The sequence below is a fragment of the Bacteroides sp. OF04-15BH genome (genome assembly GCF_003477995.1).
Taxonomy (GTDB): domain Bacteria; phylum Bacteroidota; class Bacteroidia; order Bacteroidales; family Bacteroidaceae; genus Paraprevotella.
Map to the genome: position 1 here is coordinate 100791 of NZ_QUEM01000006.1, position 24656 is coordinate 125446.

At 47.5% G+C, this 24656-nt stretch carries 17 protein-coding genes and 1 tRNA gene; 8 read left to right on the top strand and 10 right to left on the bottom strand.

Going from position 1 to position 24656, the window contains the following annotated elements:
• Positions 1-4 precede the first annotated feature (4 nt).
• From DXA74_RS04290 to pdxB, 5 genes are all read right to left on the bottom strand, one after another.
• A complete protein-coding gene (locus DXA74_RS04290; protein WP_118525597.1) occupies positions 5-1510 on the bottom strand; it encodes a GH3 auxin-responsive promoter family protein in 1506 nt (501 codons plus the stop codon).
• Between the two features lie 111 nt (positions 1511-1621).
• Complete coding sequence (rnc, locus tag DXA74_RS04295) at positions 1622-2578, bottom strand: ribonuclease III (RefSeq protein ID WP_118525598.1); 957 nt, start codon at positions 2576-2578, stop codon at positions 1622-1624.
• 29 nt (positions 2579-2607) lie between these two features.
• Positions 2608-3873 (bottom strand): beta-ketoacyl-ACP synthase II, encoded by a 1266-nt coding sequence (gene fabF / locus DXA74_RS04300; protein ID WP_118525599.1) that lies wholly within the window; start codon positions 3871-3873, stop codon positions 2608-2610.
• A 23-nt stretch (positions 3874-3896) separates the two neighbouring features.
• Positions 3897-4133, bottom strand: a complete 237-nt coding sequence (locus tag DXA74_RS04305) for an acyl carrier protein (RefSeq protein WP_118525600.1) — start codon at positions 4131-4133, stop codon at positions 3897-3899.
• Between the two features lie 156 nt (positions 4134-4289).
• Positions 4290-5321: a 4-phosphoerythronate dehydrogenase PdxB gene (gene pdxB / locus DXA74_RS04310; protein WP_118525601.1), complete on the bottom strand. Its 1032-nt coding sequence runs from the start codon at positions 5319-5321 to the stop codon at positions 4290-4292.
• A 96-nt stretch (positions 5322-5417) separates the two neighbouring features.
• On the opposite strand from pdxB, the gene DXA74_RS04315 reads away from it, so the two are divergent.
• Positions 5418-6023, top strand: coding sequence for a DUF4254 domain-containing protein (locus DXA74_RS04315; protein ID WP_118525624.1), 606 nt, complete (start codon positions 5418-5420; stop codon positions 6021-6023).
• Positions 6024-6421: 398 nt separating this feature from the next.
• Here the strand turns inward: DXA74_RS04315 and DXA74_RS04320 are convergent, their stop codons facing one another.
• The 4 genes from DXA74_RS04320 to DXA74_RS04335 form a co-directional block, all read right to left on the bottom strand.
• Positions 6422-8257, bottom strand: a complete 1836-nt coding sequence (locus DXA74_RS04320) for an ABC transporter ATP-binding protein (protein ID WP_118525602.1) — start codon at positions 8255-8257, stop codon at positions 6422-6424.
• Between the two features lie 21 nt (positions 8258-8278).
• A complete protein-coding gene (locus tag DXA74_RS04325) occupies positions 8279-8932 on the bottom strand; it encodes a viroplasmin family protein (protein ID WP_118525603.1) in 654 nt (217 codons plus the stop codon).
• 10 nt (positions 8933-8942) lie between these two features.
• Positions 8943-10742 (bottom strand): arginine--tRNA ligase, encoded by a 1800-nt coding sequence (argS, locus tag DXA74_RS04330; protein WP_118525604.1) that lies wholly within the window; start codon positions 10740-10742, stop codon positions 8943-8945.
• Between the two features lie 174 nt (positions 10743-10916).
• Positions 10917-11189 carry an HU family DNA-binding protein gene (locus DXA74_RS04335; RefSeq protein ID WP_118525605.1) on the bottom strand — a complete coding sequence of 91 codons (273 nt, stop codon included), beginning with the start codon at positions 11187-11189 and terminating at the stop codon, positions 10917-10919.
• Positions 11190-11375: 186 nt separating this feature from the next.
• Here DXA74_RS04335 and DXA74_RS04340 point away from each other — a divergent pair, with 186 nt between their 5' ends.
• From DXA74_RS04340 to DXA74_RS04355, 4 genes are all read left to right on the top strand, one after another.
• On the top strand, positions 11376-12305 hold the full coding sequence (locus DXA74_RS04340) for a rhomboid family intramembrane serine protease (RefSeq protein ID WP_118525606.1): 930 nt from the start codon (positions 11376-11378) through the stop codon (positions 12303-12305).
• A 39-nt stretch (positions 12306-12344) separates the two neighbouring features.
• Positions 12345-13403: an endonuclease/exonuclease/phosphatase family protein gene (locus DXA74_RS04345; RefSeq protein ID WP_158576016.1), complete on the top strand. Its 1059-nt coding sequence runs from the start codon at positions 12345-12347 to the stop codon at positions 13401-13403.
• 101 nt (positions 13404-13504) lie between these two features.
• Positions 13505-16534, top strand: a complete 3030-nt coding sequence (gene secDF, locus DXA74_RS04350) for a protein translocase subunit SecDF (protein WP_118525608.1) — start codon at positions 13505-13507, stop codon at positions 16532-16534.
• A gap of 431 nt (positions 16535-16965) precedes the next feature.
• Positions 16966-17037: transfer RNA gene (locus DXA74_RS04355), tRNA-Arg, on the top strand.
• A 3-nt stretch (positions 17038-17040) separates the two neighbouring features.
• Here the strand turns inward: DXA74_RS04355 and upp are convergent.
• Complete coding sequence (gene upp, locus DXA74_RS04360; RefSeq protein WP_118525609.1) at positions 17041-17703, bottom strand: uracil phosphoribosyltransferase; 663 nt, start codon at positions 17701-17703, stop codon at positions 17041-17043.
• Between the two features lie 243 nt (positions 17704-17946).
• Here upp and pckA point away from each other — a divergent pair, with 243 nt between their 5' ends.
• The 3 genes from pckA (at position 17947) to DXA74_RS04375 (ending at position 24651) form a co-directional block, all read left to right on the top strand.
• A complete protein-coding gene (gene pckA, locus DXA74_RS04365; protein WP_118525610.1) occupies positions 17947-19554 on the top strand; it encodes a phosphoenolpyruvate carboxykinase (ATP) in 1608 nt (535 codons plus the stop codon).
• Positions 19555-19759: 205 nt separating this feature from the next.
• Positions 19760-21835, top strand: coding sequence for a cytochrome c biogenesis protein CcdA (locus tag DXA74_RS04370; RefSeq protein WP_118525611.1), 2076 nt, complete (start codon positions 19760-19762; stop codon positions 21833-21835).
• Entirely contained in the window at positions 21835-24651 is a 2817-nt protein-coding gene (locus DXA74_RS04375) for a pitrilysin family protein (protein ID WP_118525612.1), read from the top strand. Before DXA74_RS04370 ends, DXA74_RS04375 begins: the two co-directional genes overlap by 1 nt.
• Positions 24652-24656: the final 5 nt, after the last annotated feature.

The following is a 24656-nucleotide window of genomic DNA, read 5'->3' on the forward strand; positions in this document are numbered from 1 at the left end:
TAGATTAGTTCAGAGATAAAATTTCTTCGATATAAGTTCGGTTGTTGCTCAGACGGGGCACCTTGTGTTGTCCGCCCAGTTTTCCTTTCTGTTTGAGCCAGTCGTTGAACAGGTCTTTGCGGGCTACGACAATCTCCAGTCGCTGCAGGGTGATGTCCTTGTAGCGTTTGGCCTCATAGTCGGAGTTGATTTCCTGCAAAGAACGGTCCAGAATATCGGTGAAGCGTTCCAGAGAATCCGGCTCGCGGGCGAATTCAATGACCCACTGGTGGCTGCACTTTCCCTGTGCGTTCATAAATATCGGTGCGGCGGTATAGTCCAGAACTTGAGCTCCCGTTTCGCGGCAGGCGACGGCCAGTCCCTTTTCCGCATTGTCCACAATGAGTTCCTCGCCGAAGGCGTTGATAAAGAACTTGGTGCGTCCGCTGATAATAAACTTGTAAGGATTGGTAGAGGTGAATTTCACCGTGTCGCCGATCATGTAGCGCCACAGGCCGCTCGAAGTAGAGATCACCATGGCGTAGTTGCGTCCTGTTTCCACACCCCATAATGGAACGACGGCGGGATTTTCGTTTTCCAGCTCATCCATCGGGATGAATTCATAGAACACACCGTAGTCGAGCATCAGCAGCATGGCCGGATCATTCGGGTCGTTCTGCAATCCGAAGAAGCCTTCGCTAGCATTATAGGTCTCCATATAATGCATCTTGGGCGAGGTAATCAGATGCTTATATTGCTCCCGGTAAGGGGTAAAGGCCACTCCGCCGTGGAAGAAAACTTCCAGATTCGGCCAGACTTCCTCCAGATGCTGCTTGCCGGTGATTTCCATCACGCGGTTCAGCACAGAAAGCATCCATGAGGGCACACCGCTCAGATTCGTTACATTCTGGCCGATGGATTCGCGGGCAATACGGTCGCGCTTGATCTCGAAATCGCTGAGCAGGGCGGTGCTCTTCTTGGGCACGCGGATCATATTGACCAATGGATTGATATTCTCAATGAGAATGGCACTCAGGTCGCCCACCAGACTGTTCGGAAGATTATAGTTCGGTGCATGGCTTCCGCCGAGAATCAGGGCCTTGCCGTCGAAGATGCGGCTTTGAGGATTGTTCTTCAAATAGAGAACAACGGCATCGGTACCTCCTTTATAGTGTGTGTCATGCAATCCGTTTTTACTCACGGGGATAAACTTGCTCTTGTCATTGGTGGTTCCCGATGATTTGGCATACCATTTCACCTGACCGGGCCAAAGCACGTCCTTTTCACCCTGACGCATGCGATCAATAAAGAATTTCAGTTCTTCGTATGTATTGATTGGAGAAGAGGCTGCAAAATCTTCGTAGGTTTTGATACGGTCAAAACCGTGATTTTTGCCCCATTCCGTCTGACTGGCTTTTTGAACAAGAGAGAAAAGAGTTTTCAGCTGGAGTTCTTCTGCCGCGGTAAAGTGCAGATTAAGTTGCCTTTCGCGGGGTTTGAAGACATTTCTTATGATGCTTGTTTTATTCATCTTTGCTTTATTTTTGTATCGCATGAAACATTTATACAAAAATAAAGCAAAGTTCTTAGAATATCTAGGTTTTGACCCGTTTTTATTGATTTTAATAGGAAACTTTGGAAGTCAGGCTTCGAAAGCAGCTCGTTCTGCTGCTTCAATGATTTCTTTCTTCGACAGCTTCCTGTTTCCTTTTTTCATTGAAGTGTCTGGTTCAGAAACGGTTATTGACACCTCGGCTTCTGATGAATGGACAGCTTCTGTAGCAGAATCCGTTAGGGCTGTTTCCGTGGAAGTCTGAGTGCTCTGCTCCGGTTCTGCCTTTTCGGTTACTGGCGACAAGCTTCTTGCATTAAGAATCTTATGTGTGAATCCGGTTTTCTTGAGCATTTCCAAAGTCTCTTTGGCTGCGGTCTGCTGGCTTTCTTTCTTGGAATAGCCTTTGCCTATACCGCACTGAATGCCTTGCAGGAACACCTGTGAAGAGAAAATCGGAGTCCCGTCGCTTTCGCTTCCTTGCTCCAGCAGTTCGAAAGAGATGCCGACCTTGTTCTTTTGAGTCCACTCAATCAGCTTGCTTTTGAAGTTGACTTCTTTATAGGCGATGGAGTCCACACTGATGTATTTATCCAGAATGCGGCGTTGCATGAACTGCATGCAGCAGTCATAGCCCCGGTCCAGATAAATGGCTCCGATGAGTGCTTCAAAGGCATTGCCACACATGTTGCTGTTGTGTGAATTGTTGGAATGGACTGAGTATTTGATGAGTTTGTGCAGCCCGATTTCGATGGCTACCTTGTTCAGTGTTTCCCGCTGTACTATTTTACTGCGTGCATTCGTGAGGAAGCCCTCCTTTTTGCCGTCGAATCGGCGGAAGACAATATCTCCCACAATGGCATCCAGAATAGCATCGCCCAGGAATTCAAGTCGCTCGTTATTGATCCATTTTCCTTGTTCGCTCTTCACGGAAGAGGATTTGTGCAGAAGAGCCTGTTTATAGAAACGGATATCCTTGGGATAAAAGCCAAGGATCTGGTATAAAGAAGAATAAAGCTCCTTTTCTTTTCTAAAAGGGAGCTTCATTCTTTCTATGACATTAATGTGAAACACGATTATTCTGCGTATTTCTTAAAGATTACACATGCATTATGACCTCCAAAGCCAAAAGTGTTGCTCAGAGCGGCACGTACGGTGCGTTTCTGTGCTTTGTTGAAAGTGAAGTTCAGGTTGTAATCGATTTCCGGATCACGATCCTCTTCTTCGTGATTGATGGTTGGAGGAATGATGTCATTCTGTACGGACAAGACGCTGACCATAGCTTCGAGAGCACCGGCAGCACCGAGTAAGTGGCCCGTCATGGACTTGGTTGAACTGATGTTCAGTTTATAAGCATGCTCTTTGAAGAGTGCTTTGATGGCTTTAGCCTCAGAGATATCTCCCACAGGAGTAGATGTTCCGTGAACATTGATGTAGTCAATGTCTTCCGGCTGCATGTGAGCATCATCCAAAGCATTCTGCATCACCAGCATAGCTCCCAAGCCTTCTGGGTGAGAGGCTGTTATATGATATGCATCTGCCGACATTCCGGCACCTACCATTTCGGCGTAAATCTTGGCGCCGCGCGCTTTGGCGTGCTCCAGTTCTTCCAAAATCAGGCAGGCAGCACCTTCGCCCATGATAAATCCGTCACGGCTTGCGCTGAACGGGCGTGATGCACGGGTAGGGTCATCGTTACGGGTTGAAAGTGCCTTCATGGCATTGAAACCGCCGACTCCGGCAGGCCAGATAGCTGCTTCGGCACCACCGCTCAGGATCATGTCGGCCTTGCCCAAACGGATCAGATTGAACGCATCGGCAATGGCGTTGCTTGATGAAGCGCAAGCAGAAGTGGTACAATAGTTCGGTCCTCTGAATCCATATTGGATAGAGATATGACCGGCAGCGATATCTGCAATCATTTTCGGAATGAAGAACGGGTTATATTTCGGACCCATTTCCTTTCCGGTAACAGCATAGTAACCGGCTTCTTCTTCAAAAGTGTGAATACCGCCGATTCCGACACCATAAATAACACCAATACGGTTCTTGTTCACTGTTTCCAGATCAATGCCGGAATCAGTAACAGCCATCTGTGCAGAGGCAATGGCGTATTGGGTATATAAATCCATTTTGCGTGCTTCCTTGCGGTCGATGAAGTCAGTCACCTTGAAGTCTTTCACCTCGCAGGCAAACTGAGTCTTGAACATAGAAGCATCAAAATGAGTAATAGGACCTGCTCCACTTACTCCATTCAGCATGTTCTTCCAAGTTTCCTCGGCAGAATTACCCAATGGGGAAAGGGCTCCAAGTCCTGTTACTACTACTCTTTTTAATTCCATGTATAGTAGGGAATAAAAAAATATTACTGAGCGTTAGCCTCGATGTAAGAGATAGCGTCGCCTACAGTTGCGATCTTCTCAGCCTGATCGTCTGGAATGTTGATTCCGAACTCTTTCTCAAACTCCATGATCAACTCTACTGTATCCAGAGAGTCAGCACCCAGGTCGTTTGTGAAGCTTGCAGTTGCTACTACTTCTGACTCATCAACACCCAACTTATCAACGATAATAGCTTTTACTCTTGATTCGATTTCAGACATAATTTCTAGTTTTAAATTATTAATAATGTTAGTAAAGTCTCATTATTTCGATTGCAAAGGAACTATTTTTTATTCTTTTATGCAAGAAATGAACTAAATAAATTCACTCAAACTGCACATTTAATACTTCTTTGTGCATTTATAAGGCTTTAAAAACTATTTTTCACGCCGTAAAGGATAGTTGCCGCGCAGCTCCTCGAACTCTTCGGGATGCTCTTTCAGCAGTAGGCTGTCTCTCTGAGGGTTGTACAGGCAGAGTGCTCTTTCCCGCGGGGTGCAGTGGGGGGCGGGGCGCAGTTCTTCGGGCAGCTCCGGAGCAGAAATCTCATAGCAGAAGGGGAGACCGAAGAAACGGCAAAGCCCTTCGAGCGCCATGCGTGTTGCATTGGCTTTTCCGTCGGCCGAGTATCCGGCGATGTGCGGTGTGCCGATGAACACACGTTGCAGCAGTTCGCGGTTTATGTGGGGTTCATTTTCCCAGGTGTCGATCACGGCATCGCGTATGCCTTTCTGTTGCAGGACATCCAGCAGTGCTTCGTTGTCAACCACCTCGCCGCGGCTGGTGTTGAACAGGATGCATTCTTTTTTCAGGCCGTTCAGGAACGTGCGGTCGGCCAGATGATAGGTCGGATGCGGTCCGTTCAGTACCAACGGAGTATGGAAGGAGATGATGTCGCATTCCTGTTGCAGCTCCTTCAGAGTAGAGAAATGCATGTCGTTTGCCGTTCCGTTTTCTTCCAGAGGCGGGTCATTATACAGCACACGGACACCGAGCGAGGCGGCAGCCCGGCCTACGGCTTTTCCCACATGACCGGCTCCTACGATTCCCAAGGTGCAGTGGTTCAGGTCGATCAGTCCGTTCTGGTCGAGCAGAAGCAGGCAGGAATGCACATACTGCCCCACGGAATTGGCATTGCAGCCCGGGCAGTTTTTCCAGGTGATGCCTTTTTCTTTCAGATATTCCACGTCCAGATGGTCAAAGCCGATGGTGGCGGTGGCGATGTATTTTACGCGGCTTCCTTCAAGAAGCTGCCGGTTGCAGCGGGTGCGGGTGCGCACAATCAGGGCGTCGGCGTCCCGCACGTCCGGAGCGCTGATCTCACTGCCTTTTATATAAACCACTTCATCCGCAATCTGTTCGATTGCTTCGCGGATAAAGGGTATCTTATTGTCTACGATTACTTTCATAGAAGCAAAGGTACGTACTTTTTGTCTGATTTGTATTGCCTGTTCGGTAAAGTTTGCCTAGATTTGCAAAATAAAAATCAAAAAAACAATTTTATGATGACGTTTACTGAACTCTGTAATTCTATTTTTGTCCGTGTCATTGAGGATTATCACCGGACAAACGATGTCGATACCCCGATTAACAATCCTTATAAGGAGCACACCATTGAGCACGATCTCTATCTGAAAAACTGGATTGACACCGTGCAGTGGCATTTGGAAGACCTCATCCGCGATCCGCAGATTGATCCGGTTGAAGCTTTGGCCCTGAAGAGAAGAATCGATGCCAGCAATCAGGACAGAACCGACCTGGTTGAGTTGATTGACAGTTTCTTCTATACCAAATACAAGGATGTGACCGTACAGGCTGACGCCACCATCAATACAGAGAGTCCGGCATGGGCTGTTGACCGTCTTTCTATCCTCGCTCTGAAGATTTACCACATGAGCGAGCAGGTAGAGCGCAATGATGCTTCGGCCGAGCACGTAGCTATGTGTCAGAAAAAGCTGGATGTGCTGTTGGAGCAGCAGAAAGACCTTTCTTTGGCCATCGACCAGTTGCTGACCGACATTGAGCAGGGAAGAAAATACATGAAGGTATACAAGCAGATGAAGATGTACAACGATCCGGATACCAATCCTGTGTTGTACGGAAAGAAATAATCCCGATTTCTATACCTTATTAATATACACAAAGGAGCCGAACCACAAGACAGGTTCGGCTCCTTTGTTGTTTTTTATACCTCCGCTTCGGGGACGCTGCTCCGCAATCATCGGGACTTTAGAAAATCATCAGGATGATTTTCTAAAGTCATTGGGATGACTGTTGCATTTCATCAGGATTATTTTTTCGGATGAACGGCCGGAAATGCGCATCGTATGTAAATGACTGATAATTATCGAGATGCTTCATTGACTGCTTCCGAAGGTCAGGAAGTATCGGTGTCCGGATTTTTTCAGTTTCGGGAACTCATGGCAAATTCATTTCCGGATGACCACCATAAAAAAATCCGGGTGCGAATCCTTATGCCGATTCGCACCCGGAACGTTTTATTGTCAGATTATAACTGTTGCATGTCATTGAGCTTCTTGTAATAGCCACCTTTGGCCAGAAGTTCTTCGTGTGTGCCGCGCTCTACAATCTCTCCTTCGTGCATCACGCAAATCTCGTCGGCATGACGGATGGTGGACAGACGGTGAGCGATGGCGATGGTCGTACGCGATTTCATCAGGCGCTCCAACGCTTCCTGTACCAAGCGTTCCGATTCGGTATCGAGTGCCGAAGTTGCCTCGTCCAGAATCAGAATCGGCGGATTCTTCAGGATGGCTCTGGCGATGCTCACGCGCTGGCGCTGACCGCCCGACAGACGGCATCCCCGGTCGCCGATATTGGTTTCGTAACCGTTTTCGCTCTCCATGATAAAGTCATGGGCGTTGGCAATCTTGGCAGCCTCGATCACCTGCTCCATAGTGGCGTTCTCCACACCAAAGGCAATGTTGTTGAAGAAGGAATCGTTGAAGAGGATAGCCTCCTGATTGACATTACCGATAATCGAGCGCAGGCCGTGGATGCTGAAATCCTTGATGTCGGTTCCGTTGATGGTGATGCTTCCCGAAGTGACATCGTGGTAGCGGGGCAGAAGGTCTACCAAAGTGGATTTTCCGGAACCCGACTGGCCTACCAGAGCGATGGTCTGTCCTTTCTTGATGGTCAGGTTGATGTGCTTGAGTACCTGTTTGGCCGGTGTATATTGGAAAGAAACATCGCGGAACTCAATCTCCGTCTCCAGATCCTTGATGGGCTGCGGTGTGGTGGTTTCCTTGATCGGGTTTTCTGCGTTCAGAATCTTGTCGATACGCTCGATAGAGGCCAGTCCCTTAGGAATATTGTATCCAGCTTTGGAGAATTCCTTCAGCGGGTTGATGACGCTGTACAGAATCACCAGATAGAAAATAAAGGTAGGAGCGTCGATCGGCGAGTGGTCTGAGAAAATCAGCGTACCGCCAAACCACAGCACCAGAACAATGAGACAGGTGCCGAGGAACTCGCTCACGGGGTGAGCCGAAGCCTGACGGGTAGCCACACGGTTGCAGGCCGTGCGGTATTCGTTGCAGCACTTTTCAAACCGGTCGCTCATCTTCTTTTCGGCGATGAAGGCCTTGATGATGCGCAGTCCGCCGAGGGTTTCCTCCAGCTGAGTCAGCGTGTCGCTCCACAGATTCTGTGCCGTGAGTGAGCGCTGCTTGAGCTTTCGTCCGATGTTACCCATCACCCAACCGATTCCCGGAATGACAATGATGGTAAAGAGCGTCAGCTCCCAGCTGGTAATCAGCATGGTGGCAAAGTAGAAGATGATGAGAATCGGGTTCTTGATGAGCATATCCAGCGAACTGGTGATGGAGTTCTCCACCTCCGACACGTCGCCGCTCATGCGGGCCATGATGTCGCCTTTCCTCTCGTCCGACATGAAGGACAAGGGCAGGCGCACGATTTTGTTATACAGCAGCACACGGATGTCGCGCACCACGTTTGTACGCAAAGGAATCATGATGGCCGAAGAGGCAAAGTAAAAGGTGGTTTTCAGCAGAGTGGCAAAAGCCAGAAACAAGCCGATGAACAATAAGGACAGAGACTCTCCGTAGTTGTGAATCAACACAGTGGTATAATAATACAGATTGTTGATGGCAATATCCTTGATACTCATGTCCGGATTCTCCCAACTGATGAAGTGATACTGTGTGGTGTCCATACCGAACAGCAGATTCAGCAAGGGGAGGAGGGATAAAAAGGAAAATACGTTCAAGGCGGCAGAGAGAAGGTTGAACAAGACCGACCAGGCCATATATTTCTTATAAGGCCAGGCGAATCTTTTCATCACTTGAAGAAATTCTTTCATAAAAAAGCGTTTAATATAGATTTACTTGCGTCCGAAATCGGCTGGAATCTCTCCCCAAATCTCGGTTTTCCATTTTAATATAGGAGTTTGGTAGGAGTTGTTCTTCAGCCAGTTTTCCGCTCTTTGGATCAGATCATGCAAGGGAGCGGTCTTGGCGTTGAGCTCCAGTTTGGTCTTGCACTGCTTCTTGCTGACCCAAAGCATGGCTATTTTACTGTCGGAGTATATGGGCATGGAACTGTTTTTCTGCTTCAGCAGGGCCAGGGCATGCACAATGGCCAGAAATTCGCCGATGTTGTTGGTGCCGTGTACCGGGCCGTAGTGAAACACAACCTCACCGGTTCTCAGATAAACACCTCTGTATTCCATCTTGCCGGGATTACCGCTGCATGCCGCATCTACTGCCAGCGCCTCGGCTATGACTTCCGGAGGCAGCATCATGACAGAATCGTGGCGCTCCACGGCCGTACTGCTCTTTTCGGGAGCGGGAGCCGCCTTCTTTTGGAAATAAAGCTCGGGGGCGGACTGATAGGCCTGCTCGGCTTCTTCTTTACTGTCGAAAGACTTATAAACGGCACCGGCATAACCGTTGATCTGCAGTTTGCAGTCTGTCCAGGAAGTATAGATTCCCGGACAGACTCCATTCCACACTACATAATATTTTTGTTTGCTCATGCTGCAAGGCTTACATTCTTTCCGGCACCTCGATGCCCAGCAAGCTCATGCCCAGCTTGATGACTTTTCCTACATTGGCAGAGAGAGCCAGACGGAAGATCTTCTTGTTCGGATCCTCTTCGCGCAGGATGCTGAAGTCGTGATAGAACTGGTTGTATTCCTTAACCAGCTCGTAGCAGTAGTTGGCAATGCATCCCGGGTTGTAGTCGTTGCCGGCCTGTTTTACAATCAGGGCAAAGTTGGCCAGGTTCTGTACCAGACTGATTTCCTTCTCGCTCAGCTCGGTGTTGTGAGGCAATTCTGCCGGCACAGTCAGACCTGCCTCGGCAGCCTTGCGCAAGATAGAGCGGATACGGGCATAAGTATACTGGATGAACGGACCGGTGTTGCCGTTGAAGTCGATACTTTCTGCCGGGTTGAACAGCATGTTCTTGCGTGCGTCAACCTTCAGGATGAAGTATTTCAAGGCACCCAGACCCACGATGCGGGCAATTTCGTTGGCCTCTTCCTCGCTGATGTCAGTCAGTTTGTTGATCTTGTCCTCAGAAGTACGCTTGGCGGTAGCGATCATTTCGGCTACCAGATCGTCGGCATCTACTACGGTTCCCTCGCGGCTCTTCATCTTTCCGTTTGGCAGTTCCACCATTCCGTAAGAGAAGTGCACCAGACTCTTACCCCAGTCGAAGCCCAGTTTGTCGAGCAGGATAGACAACACCTGGAAGTGATAGTTCTGTTCGTTACCTACCACATAGATCATCTTGTTGATCGGATAATCCTGGAAACGCAGTTTGGCGGTACCGATATCCTGAGTCATATATACAGAAGTACCGTCAGAACGCAGCAACAGCTTCTCGTCCAGTCCTTCCTTGGTCAGGTCAGCCCAAACAGAACCGTCCTCTTTCTTGAAGAAGAAGCCCTTTTCCAGTCCTTCCATCACCTTGTCCTTACCCTCCAGATAAGTGTCAGATTCATAATAAATCTTGTCGAAGCTTACGCCCAATGCTTTGTAAGTCACATCAAAACCGGCATAAACCCAGTCGTTCATCTTCTTCCACAAAGCGCGGATTTCCGGGTCATTGTTTTCCCATTTCACCAGCATTTCGCGAGCCTCTTTAATCAGCGGAGCTTCGTTTTTGGCTTCTTCCTCGCTCATGCCCTGCGCCATCAGTTCCTTGATTTGCTCCTTGTAGTGCTTGTCAAAGGCTACATAATAGTCACCGATCAGGTGGTCGCCCTTGATGCCTGTTGACTCCGGAGTGGCTCCGTTACCGTATTTCAGCCAGGCCAGCATGCTCTTGCAGATGTGGATACCACGGTCGTTCACGATATTGGTCTTGACAACCTTGTTTCCGTTAGCCTCCATGATCTGTGCCAGCGCCCATCCCAAAAGGTTGTTACGCACGTGACCCAGGTGCAATGGCTTGTTGGTGTTTGGTGAAGAATATTCGATCATTACGAGCGGAGACTGCTCAGTTACTGGAGTGAATCCGAACTTTTCCTGTTTATGGATTGAGTTGAGAAGGTCAATCCAGCAGGCAGAAGAAATGGTCAGATTCAGGAATCCCTTGATTACGTTGAAATCGGCTACGACCTCAGAAAGGTTCTCTTTCAGATAAGTACCGATTTCCTGGGCGGTATCTTCCGGCTTCTTTTTGGATACTTTCAAGAATGGGAATACAACGAGGGTGAGATGACCTTCAAATTCTTTTTTGGTGGTTTGCAACTGTATTGTGCTTTCCGGCACTTCCTGTCCGTAAAGCTGCTTGATTCCGGCGGCTACGGCCGATACAATTTTTTTCTCAATTTCCATAAACTAAATAAGTATGATTTTGTTCGCAAAGATACGCAGAAAAAGGGATATAGGAAAGCTACTTGTTTAATTTTTATGGAATGATTGCGGTGAGAATCTAGCTTTTAGCTTGAATTTGTTCCGTAAAAAAAGAAAAGCATCGGAACTTCCCGTCCGATGCTTTCTCTGTTATGTTTACTGAATAGAGTCTGTCAATTCACTTCCGGCCTTGAATTTGATAATCTTCTTTGCCTCGATGGTGATCTGCTCCTTGGTTCTCGGATTGATACCGGTGCGGCTTGGACGCTCGCTGATAGAGAATGTGCCGAAGCCGATAAGAGATACTTTGTCTCCCTGCTTCAAAGCCTCAGAAATTGAGTCCAGGCAAATATCTAATGCTTTTTTTGCTTCAACTTTATTCAAACCTGCACCTTCTGCAATGGCGTTAATTAAATCTGTTTTATTCATGTCTTTATAAATTAAGTAGTTTCTGAATCAATAATGTCGCAAATATAGAGAAACTGCCGTTTAAAACAAATTATTTTCTGAAAAAGTATTTCTTTTTACGAAAAATAAGTCGCAAAGGTGTTTTCCTTGCTCAGGGAATGGAATAAAATATTTATTTTTGCAGCGTATTTATATTTAAGAAGCAATATGATGAATATGCCGCCCATTACCAAAAACTTGATTATAATCAATATTCTTTTTTTTCTGGCGCAACAGATATTGGGCATGCGCTATGATTTGGACTTGAACGATGTGTTGGGTCTGCATTTCTTTCTGGCCTCCGACTTTCATCTCTATCAGTTGGTGACCTACATGTTTATGCATGGCAACTTCCAACATATTCTGTTTAATATGCTGGCCGTGTGGATGTTCGGTCGCGTGATGGAAACCATGTGGGGACCAAAGCGCTTTCTACTCTTCTATCTGATATGCGGAATCGGTGCGGGTCTGACTCAGGAGGTGGTGCAATACTTTTCCTTTATGATGAACGGCCTGGGAAGTCTGCCTTTGGACGGTCTGGTTTCTGTAGACGGTTACACCATGCCGCTGTCTACTTACCTGAATTTCTGGACCACCGTGGGAGCATCCGGAGCAGTCTATGGTATCTTGCTGGCTTTCGGAGTGACCTTCCCGAATGAAAGAATGTTTATTTTCCCACTGCCGGTGCCCATCAAGGCAAAGTATTTCGTAATCGGATATGCTGTTTTGGAACTTTTCCTGGGACTGGGAAACCGCGGCGACGGAGTCGCTCATTTTGCCCACTTGGGAGGAATGATCTTTGCCTGGATTCTGATTATGTACTGGCGCAAAAACGGCGGTGGCAACGGTTATTACGGAGGCTCCTCTTCGTGGGAACAGCTGCGGCAGAAAGTGCAGGATCTTTTCCGGAAGATGTTTTCTGCAAAGCCCCAGATGCATGCTTCACGCGGCAAAATGTCTGAGGATATGGACTATAACGCCCGCAAGAAGCAGCGCTCGGAAGAGATTGACCGGATTCTGGAGAAAGTGAAGCGCGATGGCTATGGAAGCCTTACAGATGAAGAGAAGCGGAAACTGTTTGATGCCAGCCAGCAATAGACCATGTTGACAAAAATCAAAAAAATAGTACTACAGATAATGGCAGGGGCGAATATCACTTCGTCTCTGCTGTTGTTGTTTTCTTGCTGGTCCGTGTATCTGGTTCCGGCAGATTATCCGCGTCTGTCCTTGTTCGGTCTGGCTTTTCCCATATTTCTGGTCATTAACATTCTCTTTCTTTTTTTCTGGCTGATCTTTTATGTCCGCTATAGCCTGATTCCAATCGTGACTCTGTTATTGAGTTTTCCTTACCTGAATGATTATTGTCCGATAAATTGGAAAAAAGATCCTCCCAAGGATGCACTGAAGGTATTGACATATAATGTGGCGGCTTTTGGCGGCACAGAAGAAAGCAAGAAACAGGAAGACAATGAAATTCTTCAGTATATCTTAAAATCGGATGCCGATATCGTTTGTATTCAGGAAGCTACCGGACCGATACGGAGACTGCTGGATGAGAAAATGAAGGAGGCCGGTTATTCGGTGCCGAAGATTGTGAATGAAAACAAGGAACTGATGGAACATGCATATTTTAAGATGCCGATTCTGTCTGTAGAGGCCATAAAATATGACAGTGAGAGTAACGGTAGTGTGGCCTATCACCTGCTGTATGAGGGAGATACCCTGTTGGTCGTTAATAATCATCTGGAGTCGAACCGGTTGACTGTAGAGGACAAAAGTGTGTATAAAAGCATGATTTTTGATCCGGAAAAGGAAAAGATGGAAAACGGAATGCGTCTGCTGATGAGAAAAATGTCGAATGCCTCTGTAATCCGTTCGCCTCAGGTGGACATTGTTACGAAATACATCAAGCGCGACAGAAGCTCTTCGGTGATTGTATGCGGTGATTTCAATGATTCCCCGATATCCTACACTTGTAACCGTTTCGGAAAGGAACTGGTCAGTTCGTTTGTGGAATCTGGCAATGGTCCCGGCTTTTCTTACAATAAGGATCTTTTCTATGTGAGAATCGACCATGTGTTCCATTCCAAGAATCTGAAATCTTATGCGACACAAATAGACAGATCGATAAAAACTTCAGATCATTATCCGCTTATAACATATATTAATAAGGGTAATTTGGACACAAAATACTAAATTAATCTCTTAATTTGCGGACTTAATCTAAAAAAAACTTATATTTGCGGCTTCGTAACTAATATCAGTAAATTAATAATAAAGTAAATAACAATTTAGAAATGCAAAACAAAGGATTTGTAAAAGTGTTTGCTCTACTGCTGACTCTTGTTTGTATTTTCTATTTGTCCTTCTCATTTGTTACTCGCTACCAGATGAACAAGGCAGAGGAAATAACCAAGACTCAGGGTGCGGAAGCAGGCGACCACTACCTGGATTCAGTAATGAACGAGCCGGTGTGGATGGGTACATGGACATTGAAGGAATGTCGTGAGATGGAGATTGGTTTGGGATTGGACCTGAAGGGAGGTATGAACGTAATCCTGGAGGTTTCTGTTCCTGATGTAATTAAGGTTTTGGCTGATCACAAGACAGATCCGGCTTTCCTGCAGGCTGTTGACTATGCCAAGACTGAAGCAGAAAAGAGCCAGAGCGACTTCATCAAGCTGTTTGTAACCAAATACAAAGAGTTGGCTCCGAATTCTAATCTGGCAGAGCTTTTTGCCACTCAGCAGTTGAAAGGAAAGGTTTCTTCAAAGAGTACCGATGCTGAGGTAGAGGCTGTGCTGAGAGAAGAGGTAAAAGCTGCCGTTGACAATTCATACAATGTATTGAGAACCCGTATCGACCGCTTCGGTGTGGTTCAGCCGAATATCCAGACTTTGGAAGGACAGATGGGCCGTATCATGGTGGAAATGCCGGGTATCAAGGAACCAGACCGTGTACGTAAATTGTTGCAGGGTAGTGCTAATCTGGAGTTTTGGGAAACTTATACTACTCAGGAAGCTGTTCCTTATCTGGCTTCTTTGGACAGCCGTCTGGCTGCTGCCGGTCAGACCGATGCTGACACTACTGCACAGGCTGCCGCTCCGGCCGATTCTACTGTTGCCGACAGCGCAAAGACTCAGGCCAAGGCTGTAGATCTGGCAGCTGCTCTGAAGGGTGGCGACAAGGCCCAGGCTAAGGCTGCCGCTTCTACTAGTGAGGCTGATGCCAAACTGCGCAAGGAACATCCGCTGGCTTCTGTACTGCAGCTGGCTCAGGGACCTGCCGGTTGTGTAGTTGGTTATTCTGTATGGCGTGATACCGCTGCCGTAAACGCTTGTCTGGCTTCTCCAGAGGCAAAGGAGATTCTTCCTACTGACATGAAGTTGGTTTGGGGTGTTAAGCCTGTAGGTAAGGGCAGTGCCGGTGATGTATACGAACTGTATGCCATCAAGGTAACTTCACGCAACGGACGTGCTCCGCTCGAAGGAGACGTAATTACTGACGCTAAAGATGATTTCGATCAGTTCGGTCGTCCTTGTGTCAGCATGACCATGAATACAGACGGTGCCCGCCGTTGGGCTGTTCTGACAAAGGCAAACAAGGATCGTTGCATTGCCATTGTTCTGGACGGTTATGTATACAGTGCTCCGAATGTAGAGGGTGAAATCACCGGTGGTGTTTCTTCAATTACCGGTTCCTTCACTATCGAAGATACACGTGACTTGGCCAACGTATTGAAGTCAGGTAAGATGCCGGCTCCGGCACACATCGTTTCTGAGGAAATTGTTGGTCCTACCTTGGGTCAGGAATCTATCAACCAGGGTATCACTTCATTCGTGATTGCCTTCATCCTGTTGATGTTCTACATGTGTTTCATGTATGGCTTCACTCCGGGTATGGTGGCTAACGGTGCCTTGATTCTGAACTTCTTCTTCACTCTGGGTATCCTTACCTCATTCCAGGCAGCGCTGACTATGTCCGGTATTGCCGGTATGGTACTTTCTTTGGGTATGGCTGTGGATGCCAACGTGCTGATCTACGAGCGTACCAAAGAGGAATTGCGCGCAGGAAAGAACGTACGTGCCGCTTTGAAGGACGGTTATTCAAATGCCTTCTCTGCGATCTTCGACTCTAACTTGACATCTATCATTACCGGTGTGATCCTGTTCAACTTCGGTACAGGTCCTATCCGTGGTTTTGCTACCACCTTGATCATCGGTATCCTGGTATCTTTCTTCACTGCCGTGTTCTTAACACGTTTGGTTTACGACCACTTCCTGGAGAAAGACAAGTGGACAAAACTTACTTTCACCACTTCTCTGTCGGCTAAGTTCCTGAAAGATACTCATTACAAGTTCATGAGCGCTTACAAGAAGTCATTCATCGTATTCGGTGTTCTGATTCTGGTCAGCCTCGGTTCATTGGTCGTACGTGGCTTGAGCAAGAGTATCGACTTCACCGGTGGACGTAACTTTGTGGTTCTCTTCGAGAAGCAGGTACAGCCAGAAGATGTAAGAGCCTTGTTGAACGACAAGTTCGGCGATGCTACTACTCAGGTTATCGCTTTGGGTACAGAGGGCAACACCTTGCGTATCTCTACCAACTACCGCATCCAGGAGTCAGGAACCAATGTGGATTCTGAAATCGAGGCCAAGTTGTTCGAGGCCCTGAAGGGTGCCGACCTGCTGGCTAAGGATTTGGATCTGAATACCTTCATCAACCGCGATGAGCGTGCCGGTGGTTCTATCATCAGTTCTCAGAAGGTAGGTCCGGCTGTTGCCGAGGATATCACTTACGGTGCTATCGTTTCTGTGGTATTGGCTTTGGTTGCTATCTTCCTCTACATCCTGTTGCGTTTCCGTAACGTAGCCTTCTCTGTAGGTGCTGTAGTAGCTTTGACTATCGATACCTTCCTGATTATCGGTGCATACTCATTGTGCTGGGGCTGGGTTCCGTTCTCACTGGAGATTGACCAGACCTTCATCGGTGCCATCCTGACGGCTATCGGTTATTCTATCAACGATAAGGTGGTGGTATTCGACCGTATCCGTGAGTTCCTGCATCTGTATCCGACACGCGACAAGCAGGTGCTGTTCAACGACTCATTGAATACTACTTTGACTCGTACCATCAATACTTCACTCACCACTTTGGTGGTATTGCTGTGTATCTTCTTCCTGGGTGGAGAGAGCATCCGCAGCTTTGCCTTCGCCATGATTCTGGGTGTGGTTATCGGTACTTGTTCTTCTATCTTCATGGCAGCTCCGGTTGCCTTCCTGACTATGGGTAAGAAGATTAAGGAGAACGATCAGGTTGCAGCATAATCTGAAAATTCAAGCATATTAAAAAGAGGTTGCGTCCGTGCGGGCGCAACCTCTTTTGTTTTTCTTCGGTGGCTTTGCTGTGTGCCGGGGAAGTCGGGAAACCGGAAACAGACGCTCCCGACGCTTTCAGAAAATCATTTCGATGAAATGAAAAAATCATCCCAATCATTTTAGAAAACCATTGGGATGATTTTTCAGAACTATAGCGGCTGTGCGGACATGTCTTTCAAGCGGCCGGAAAGAGCCTTGCAGGCGAAAGATTAAAGCCGGAATATTCTGAAGGACAGGCAAGCCTGCCGCTCCAAATATTCCAGCTTTAATCTTGAAATTCATCCATCTGCACCCCTGTCAAAAGGGCCGGCAGATGTAAAAAACTTGTTTATCTTCGTTTGGAAATGCAAATAAAGTTCTATCTTTGCATTGTTTTAAGCGCCTCTGTAGTTCAATGGATAGAACTACGGTTTCCTAAACCGTCAATCCGGGTTCGATTCCCGGCGGAGGTACTTTTATATCTTTTCTCCGTATGCCAGATCTCCGGCATCGCCCAATCCCGGTACGATATACATTTTTTCATTCAGCTCATCGTCTATTGCCGCACACCATAGTGTGACATTCTCCTGATTTCCGAGCAGCTCTTGCAGGAATTCCACTCCTTTTTTGCTGGCAATGACGCAGCAAAGATGAATCTGTGCGGGCGTACCTTTGGTTTCAAAGGCTTTGAGTCCCAGCTCCATGCTTCCTCCCGTGGCCAGCATCGGATCGGCGATGACGAGGGTTTTGCCCTCCATGCCCGGAGAAGCAATATATTCGATGTGGATGCCCACATCATGACATTCCTTGTCCTTGTAGTAGCGGTAGGCCGATACAAAGGCATTGTCGGCATGGTCGAACACATTCAGGAATCCCTGGTGGAAAGGCAGTCCGGCGCGGAATATTGTAGCCAGCACAATCGAGTCGTCGTGCGTGCACACCTGAGCCGTGCCCAGTGGAGTCTGCACCTCCTTGGTGGAATAGTTCAGCGTTTTGCTGATTTCGAAAGCCATCATTTCACCGATGCGTTCCAGGTTGCGGCGGAAGCGCGCCCGGTCGTTCTGCACGTGTATGTTTCTCAGCTCCTCGATGTACTTGTTGATCACAGTGGTTTGTTTGCCAAAATCAATAATCTTCATAGATCCTTTTTGTTTTTAAATCGCAGCAAAAATAGCGATTTAAAAGCGCAAATGCAATGTCCGTTTAGCAAATGTAACATTTGTCAAGCGCCTTTCTCTAAATTAATGATAAAAGATACCCTTTTGGAAAAAATAAATCGCGTGTTTGTTTCCCTATGCGGGCAAAAATGCCTACATTTGTATCGCAAAAAGCACTGCATATAATTATCACTAAATAATAACCAATTTTTATTTTTTAGTAAAATGGCAAATATTGATTTGAGTAAGTACGGCATTACTGGTGCCGTTGAAATTTTGCACAATCCGTCTTATGACGTATTGTTCGCAGAGGAGACAAAGGCTGGTTTGGAAGGCTTTGAAAAAGGCCAGGTAACCGAGCTGGGTGCAGTTAACGTAATGACAGGTATCTACACTGGTCGTTCTCCTAAAGATAAGTTCATCGTTAAGGATGCAACTTCTGAGAACACTGTATGGTGGACATCTGAAGAGTATAAGAATGACAACAAGCCTGTTACTACTGAGGCTTGGAAGGTTTTGAAGGACTTGGCAGCAAAAGAGCTTTCTAACAAGCGTTTGTTCGTAGTTGACGCATTCTGCGGCGCTAACGAAGGTACTCGTCTGAAAGTTCGTTTCATCGTTGAGGTTGCTTGGCAGGCTCACTTCGTAACTAACATGTTCATCCGTCCTACAGCTGAGGAGTTGGCTAACTTCGGTGAGCCTGATTTCGTTGTTTACAACGCTTCTAAGGCTAAGGTTGAGAACTACGCTGAGCTGGGCTTGAACTCTGAGACTGCAGTAGTATTCAACTTGACTACTAAGGAGCAGGTTATCCTGAACACTTGGTACGGTGGTGAGATGAAGAAGGGTATGTTCTCTATGATGAACTACTACAACCCATTGCGTGGTATCGCTTCTATGCACTGTTCAGCTAACACTGACAAGGAAGGCAAGAGCTCTGCTATCTTCTTCGGTTTGTCAGGAACTGGTAAGACTACTTTGTCTACCGATCCTAAGCGTCTGTTGATCGGTGATGACGAGCACGGATGGGATAACGAAGGTGTATTCAACTACGAAGGTGGTTGCTACGCTAAGGTTATCAACCTGGACAAGGAGTCTGAGCCAGATATCTACAACGCTATCAAGCGCGACGCTTTGTTGGAGAACGTAACTGTTGCTGCTGACGGTAAGATCGATTTCGCAGATAAGAGCGTAACTGAGAACACTCGTGTTTCTTATCCTATCTACCACATCGAGAACATCGTTAAGCCGGTTTCTAAGGGTCCTCACGCTAAGCAGGTTATCTTCCTGTCAGCTGATGCCTTCGGTGTATTGCCTCCAGTATCTATCCTGAACCCAGAGCAGGCACAGTACTACTTCCTGTCAGGATTTACTGCTAAGTTGGCTGGTACTGAGCGTGGTATCACTGAGCCTACTCCTACATTCTCTGCTTGCTTCGGTGCTGCATTCTTGAGCTTGCACCCAACTAAGTACGCTGAGGAGTTGGTTAAGAAGATGGAAATGACTGGTGCTAAGGCTTACTTGGTGAACACTGGTTGGAACGGAACTGGCAAGCGTATCTCTATCAAGGATACTCGTGGTATCATCGACGCTATCCTGGACGGTTCTATCGAGTCAGCTCCAACTAAGACTATTCCTTACTTCGACTTCGTTGTTCCTACAGAGTTGCCGGGTGTTGATCCTAAGATCTTGGATCCACGTGACACTTACGATTGCGCTTGCAAGTGGGAAGAGAAGGCTAAGGATTTGGCTGGACGCTTCATCAAGAACTTCGCTAAGTTCACTGGCAACGAAGCTGGTAAGGCTTTGGTTGCTGCTGGTCCTAAGTTGTAATTTTTACCAATATAGGATAATTCGGGGGCTGCACGCTGGCGTGCGGCCCTCTTTTTTTATGAAAAAAGATTTTGTTTTCCGAATCGTATTGAGTGCACCTTAAATCGATGAAAAAATTGAAATAAATATTTTAATGCACTCATTTATAGGCTTCGTTGCTGATTTTCATTATCTTTGTGGCCAAATAAAAATCCATTTATTAATTATGAAGAAAATTACCCATTTCTTATTGCTGATGCTGGTCTCTGTGACTATGTGGGCGCAGTATCAGGAACCGGTAAAATTCTCCGTAGAGCAGAAGAAGATTTCTGATTCGGAGATCGAGTTGATTTTTACAGGAACGGTTGATCCGGGCTGGCATGTTTATTCTACAGATATTGCCGATGGAGGTCCTACAGCCGCTACCATTACGTTCGAAACCAAGGAAGGTGTCAAGCCTGCCGGAAAACTGACCCCGAAGGGAAAGGTGCTCACCAAGCACGATGCCCTGTTTGATATGCAGGTGTCTTATATGGAAGGCAAGGCCGTGTTCTCTCAGAAACTGAAGATCACAGCACCTCAGTATAAAGTGAGCGGTTATCTGACTTTCGGCTCATGCAACGACGAAAACTGTATGCCTCCTACCAATGTGGAGTTCAATTATTCCGGTAAGGGAGTTCCGGCCGGCGAAACAAAAGAGGCTGCTGCCGAGAAAAAGGACGCAAAGGCTGAGGAAACTCAGGAGGCGGTTCTTGAGATCGAAGAACATCCGGCTACCGTTGAGGATTCTGTAGCAACAGATACCGCAGCAACTTCTGTAGCGACTCTTCCGGCTGCAGGAGGTGAGCAGGGACAGATTTCTGATTATTGGAAACCGGTAATTCAGGAACTGAACGCTTTCGGTACAGAAGGAACCACTGCTGACCGTTCTTTCTGGTCTATTTTCTTTTTAGGTTTTCTGGGTGGTCTGGTTGCCTTGTTCACTCCTTGTGTATGGCCGATTATCCCGATGACAGTAAGTTTCTTCCTGAAACGCAATAAGGACAAGGCAAAAGGTGTACGCGATGCCGTGACTTACGGAATCAGTATTATTGTGATTTATGTGGCTTTGGGTCTGATTGTGACCGGTATCTTCGGTGCCAGCGCCCTGAACGCCCTGTCTACCAACGCTATTTTCAATATATTCTTCTTCCTGATGCTGGTGGTATTCGCAGCCAGCTTTATGGGAGCTTTTGAAATTACTTTGCCTTCTTCATGGAGTAGTGCCGTAGACAGCAAGGCCGAGTCTACAACCGGTCTGTTGAGCATCTTCCTGATGGCTTTCACCCTGGCTTTGGTTTCTTTCTCCTGCACCGGTCCGATTATCGGATTCCTGCTGGTAGAGGTTTCTACAACCGGAAGCATCATTGCGCCGACCATCGGTATGTTCGGTTTTGCCCTGGCTTTGGCTTTGCCGTTCACCCTGTTTGCTCTGTTCCCAACCTGGCTGAAGCAGATGCCTAAGTCAGGAAACTGGATGAACTGCATCAAGGTTTGTCTGGGATTCCTTGAGCTGGCTTTCGCCTTGAAGTTCCTTTCGGTGGCCGATCTGGCCTACGGCTGGCGCCTGCTCGACCGCGAGACTTTCCTCGCTTTGTGGATTGTGATTTTTGCTCTCCTCGGTTTCTATCTGTTGGGCAAGATCAAGTTCCCGCACGATGAGGACGAAGATGAGGGCAAGGTGGGAGTGACCCGTTTCTTCCTGGCTCTGATTTCTCTGGCTTTCGCCGTGTATATGGTGCCGGGTCTGTGGGGCGCTCCGCTGAAGGCCGTAAGTGCTTTTGCTCCTCCAATGAAGACTCAGGACTTTAATCTCTATACCAACGAGGTTCATGCCCAGTTCACCGACTATGATGCCGGTATGGCTTATGCCAAGCAGCACGGCAAACCGGTGATGGTGGACTTTACCGGTTACGGATGTGTAAACTGCCGTAAGATGGAGCTGTCTGTATGGGTGGATGAGAAAGTGTCTTCACTGATCAACGATGAATATGTATTGATTACCCTTTATGTGGATGACAAGACTCCGTTGCCGGAGAAGGTTACCGTACAGGAAAACGGTGCAGAGCGCATTTTGCGTACCGTAGGTGACAAGTGGAGCTACTTGCAGCGAACTAAGTTTGGTGCCAATGCCCAGCCGTTCTACGTGCTGATTGACAACAACGGTATGCCGCTGAACAAATCTTATTCTTATGACGAGGATGTTGATAAGTATGTAGATTTCCTGCAGACCGGTTTGAATAACTACAAAAAAAATAAATAATGAATTTTAGAAAGCTTTTTACAGCATTCGCCTTTGTTTGTGCCGGAGTTTCTTCGGCTCAAACTGTATCTGCCCCCCTGACTCTGGATCCGGCAGTGCGTTATGGCGTGTTAGAGAATGGATTGACTTATTATATCCGTAAGAACAACTATCCCGAGAAGCAGGCTGAGTTTTATATTGCTCAGAAGGTCGGTTCAATACAGGAGGAAGAAGAGCAGCGCGGACTGGCACACTTCCTGGAGCACATGTGCTTTAATGGGACAGAGCATTTTCCGGGTAACAGTCTGGTGAAATATCTGGAACGCATCGGTGTGAAATTCGGTGAGAACCTCAATGCCTATACTTCCATTGACGAGACGGTATACAACATCAGCAGTGTGCCGGTGACCCAGCCCGGAGCCATTGACTCCTGTCTGCTGATTCTGCACGACTGGAGCAACGCCCTGCTTCTGGAAAATGAAGAGATCGACAAAGAGCGTGGCGTGATTCATGAAGAGTGGCGTATGAGCAGCAGCGCTTCCAAGCGTATGTTCGAACGTTCTCTTCCGAAACTGATTCCCGACAGCCGTTACGGTTTGCGTATGCCTATCGGTTTGATGAGCGTGGTGGACAACTTCGATCCGAAAGTACTGCGCGACTATTATCACCGTTGGTATCGTCCCGATTTGCAGGGTATCATCGTGGTGGGTGATATCAATGTAGACGAGATGGAGCAGAAAATCAAGAAAACCTTCAGTCACATTAAGAAGGCAGTAAATCCGGAACCGCGGGTTTATTTGCAGGTGGCCGACAATGCCCAGCCTATTTCTGTAAGCGAACAGGATCCGGAACAGACACTGACTGTAGTTCAGGTTATGTTCAAGCACAACGTATGGCCCGACAGCCTGAAGAATAAGGTGGAATATTTCCTGGATAAGGTGCAGGGCTCTATGGCACTTTCTATCATCAATGAGCGTTTGGCCGACCTGACCAGCAAGGCTGATGTACCTTTTGCCGGTGCCAGCTGTGGTGACGGTAATTTCCTGGTAGCAAAGACCAAGGGTGCTTTTGATGTGACGATTGTTCCTAAAGACGGTATGCTCGACGAGGCAGTGAAGCAGGTAATGGCCGAGGTTTACCGTGCCGACCGCTATGGCTTTACAGAATCTGAGCTGGAGCGCGTCCGTGCCAACTTCATCAGTTCTTTGGAAAGCATCTATCAGAATAAGGAGAAAATCCAGAACCAGAGTCTGGTCAATGAATATGTGCAGCACTTCCTGAATGGAGAGCCTTCACCGGGTATCGAGGCCGAATATCCTCTCTTCTCTGAGATTTACCGCAGCATTACGCTGGATCAGGTAAATGCCCGTTACAAGCAGTGGGTGGCCAATAATGATACCAATCTGGTGGTTTATACCGTATCTCCACAGAAAGAGGGTGTGGTGAAGCCTACTGCCGAGCACATGCTTCAGTTGGTACAGGAGGCCCGCAGCATTGATCTGGGTGCTTATCAGGATGAAGTGAACGATCGTCCGCTGATTGCTTCTCTGCCTGAGCCAGGCAAGATTGTCAAGGAACGTCCGGAACGCTTCGGATTTACCGAATGGCGCTTGTCAAATGGAGTGAAGGTATGGTTCAAGAAAACTGATTATCAGGCCAACGAGGTGGTGATGCGTGCATTCAGCCCAGGTGGTACTGGCTATTATTCCGGTGATGATTTGATTCAGCTCAATTTCTTCAATGAAGTAATCGGTGCTTCTGGTGTAAGCGGATTCAAGCAGACCGAGCTGGCCAAGAAACTGGCCGGAAAGCAGGTTTCTGTGGCACCTTATCTGAGCGGCCGCCGCGAAGGACTGCAGGGTGGTGCCAATCCGAAGGATCTGAAGACTCTGTTCGAGCTGATTTATCTCAGCTTCCAGGAGCCTTACCGCGATGACGAAGCTGTTGCTTCTGTACTGAATCAGGTGCGCGAGGTACTGCGTAACCGTGAGGCCGACCCGATGCATGCCTTCAATGATTCTGTTTCTGTAGCATTGTATGGCCATCATCCTCGTTTGGTGTTTATCCGTCCGGAAATGGTGGATCAGGTAAACTACGGCCGTATTCTGGAAATTTACAAGGAGCGCTTTGCTGATGCTTCAGACTTTACTTTCGTGTTCTGTGGTAATTTCGACGAAGACTCTCTGCGTGCTTATTCCGAGAAGTATCTGGCTACATTGCCAGCCTTGTATCGCAAGGAGAAGCCGGTAGATACAAAAATGTATAAACTCAAGGGCGAGCATTCTATTGTTTACAGCGAGCCGATGCAGACTCCGCAGTGTCAGGCTGTAAGAGCTTGGTACGGACCGTTGAAGCTGAATCTGAAGAACAAACTGGCTTGTGAGATTCTGGGTCAGGTGCTGAGCATCCGTTACGTGGAGGTAATCCGTGAGGAAATGGGAGCCGCTTATTCATTGGGTGCTTCCAGCCGTGTGAACATGACTACTGCCGACAAACCGGAATATATGTTGCAGATCTTTGCTCCTTTGAAACCGGAACTGAGTGATTCGGCTCTTCAGGTTATGGACGAGGAATTGCATCAGATTGCGGAACACGGTATTGCAGACAGTTATCTGAATAAGGTGAAAGAGTTCTTGTTGAAGAGTGCCCGTGAGCAGTTCAAGCAGAACGGAACCTGGATGGGAGCGCTTTGTACTTATAAGGACTACGGTGTGGATGTTCTTACAGATTATGAGAAGGCTGTAGAGTCAATCACAACCGACGATCTCCGTAAGATGGCTGCCCGTATCTGGAAAGACCATAACAAGGCAACTGTGAAGATTCTGCCTGCAGAATAACAATT

What these genes read in the sequence shown, in the direction of transcription:
- DXA74_RS04375 (WP_118525612.1), top strand. Translation starts at nt 21,835, where the DNA reads ATGAATTTTAGAAAGCTTTTTACAGCATTCGCCTTTGTTTGTGCCGGA.
- rnc (WP_118525598.1), bottom strand. Translation starts at nt 2,578, where the DNA reads ATGAAGCTCCCTTTTAGAAAAGAAAAGGAGCTTTATTCTTCTTTATAC.
- DXA74_RS04370 (WP_118525611.1), top strand. Translation starts at nt 19,760, where the DNA reads ATGAAGAAAATTACCCATTTCTTATTGCTGATGCTGGTCTCTGTGACT.
- DXA74_RS04325 (WP_118525603.1), bottom strand. Translation starts at nt 8,932, where the DNA reads ATGAGCAAACAAAAATATTATGTAGTGTGGAATGGAGTCTGTCCGGGA.
- DXA74_RS04320 (WP_118525602.1), bottom strand. Translation starts at nt 8,257, where the DNA reads ATGAAAGAATTTCTTCAAGTGATGAAAAGATTCGCCTGGCCTTATAAG.
- DXA74_RS04305 (WP_118525600.1), bottom strand. Translation starts at nt 4,133, where the DNA reads ATGTCTGAAATCGAATCAAGAGTAAAAGCTATTATCGTTGATAAGTTG.
- pckA (WP_118525610.1), top strand. Translation starts at nt 17,947, where the DNA reads ATGGCAAATATTGATTTGAGTAAGTACGGCATTACTGGTGCCGTTGAA.
- secDF (WP_118525608.1), top strand. Translation starts at nt 13,505, where the DNA reads ATGCAAAACAAAGGATTTGTAAAAGTGTTTGCTCTACTGCTGACTCTT.
- argS (WP_118525604.1), bottom strand. Translation starts at nt 10,742, where the DNA reads ATGGAAATTGAGAAAAAAATTGTATCGGCCGTAGCCGCCGGAATCAAG.
- DXA74_RS04315 (WP_118525624.1), top strand. Translation starts at nt 5,418, where the DNA reads ATGACGTTTACTGAACTCTGTAATTCTATTTTTGTCCGTGTCATTGAG.
- DXA74_RS04335 (WP_118525605.1), bottom strand. Translation starts at nt 11,189, where the DNA reads ATGAATAAAACAGATTTAATTAACGCCATTGCAGAAGGTGCAGGTTTG.
- DXA74_RS04345 (WP_158576016.1), top strand. Translation starts at nt 12,345, where the DNA reads ATGGCAGGGGCGAATATCACTTCGTCTCTGCTGTTGTTGTTTTCTTGC.
- fabF (WP_118525599.1), bottom strand. Translation starts at nt 3,873, where the DNA reads ATGGAATTAAAAAGAGTAGTAGTAACAGGACTTGGAGCCCTTTCCCCA.
- pdxB (WP_118525601.1), bottom strand. Translation starts at nt 5,321, where the DNA reads ATGAAAGTAATCGTAGACAATAAGATACCCTTTATCCGCGAAGCAATC.
- upp (WP_118525609.1), bottom strand. Translation starts at nt 17,703, where the DNA reads ATGAAGATTATTGATTTTGGCAAACAAACCACTGTGATCAACAAGTAC.
- DXA74_RS04290 (WP_118525597.1), bottom strand. Translation starts at nt 1,510, where the DNA reads ATGAATAAAACAAGCATCATAAGAAATGTCTTCAAACCCCGCGAAAGG.
- DXA74_RS04340 (WP_118525606.1), top strand. Translation starts at nt 11,376, where the DNA reads ATGATGAATATGCCGCCCATTACCAAAAACTTGATTATAATCAATATT.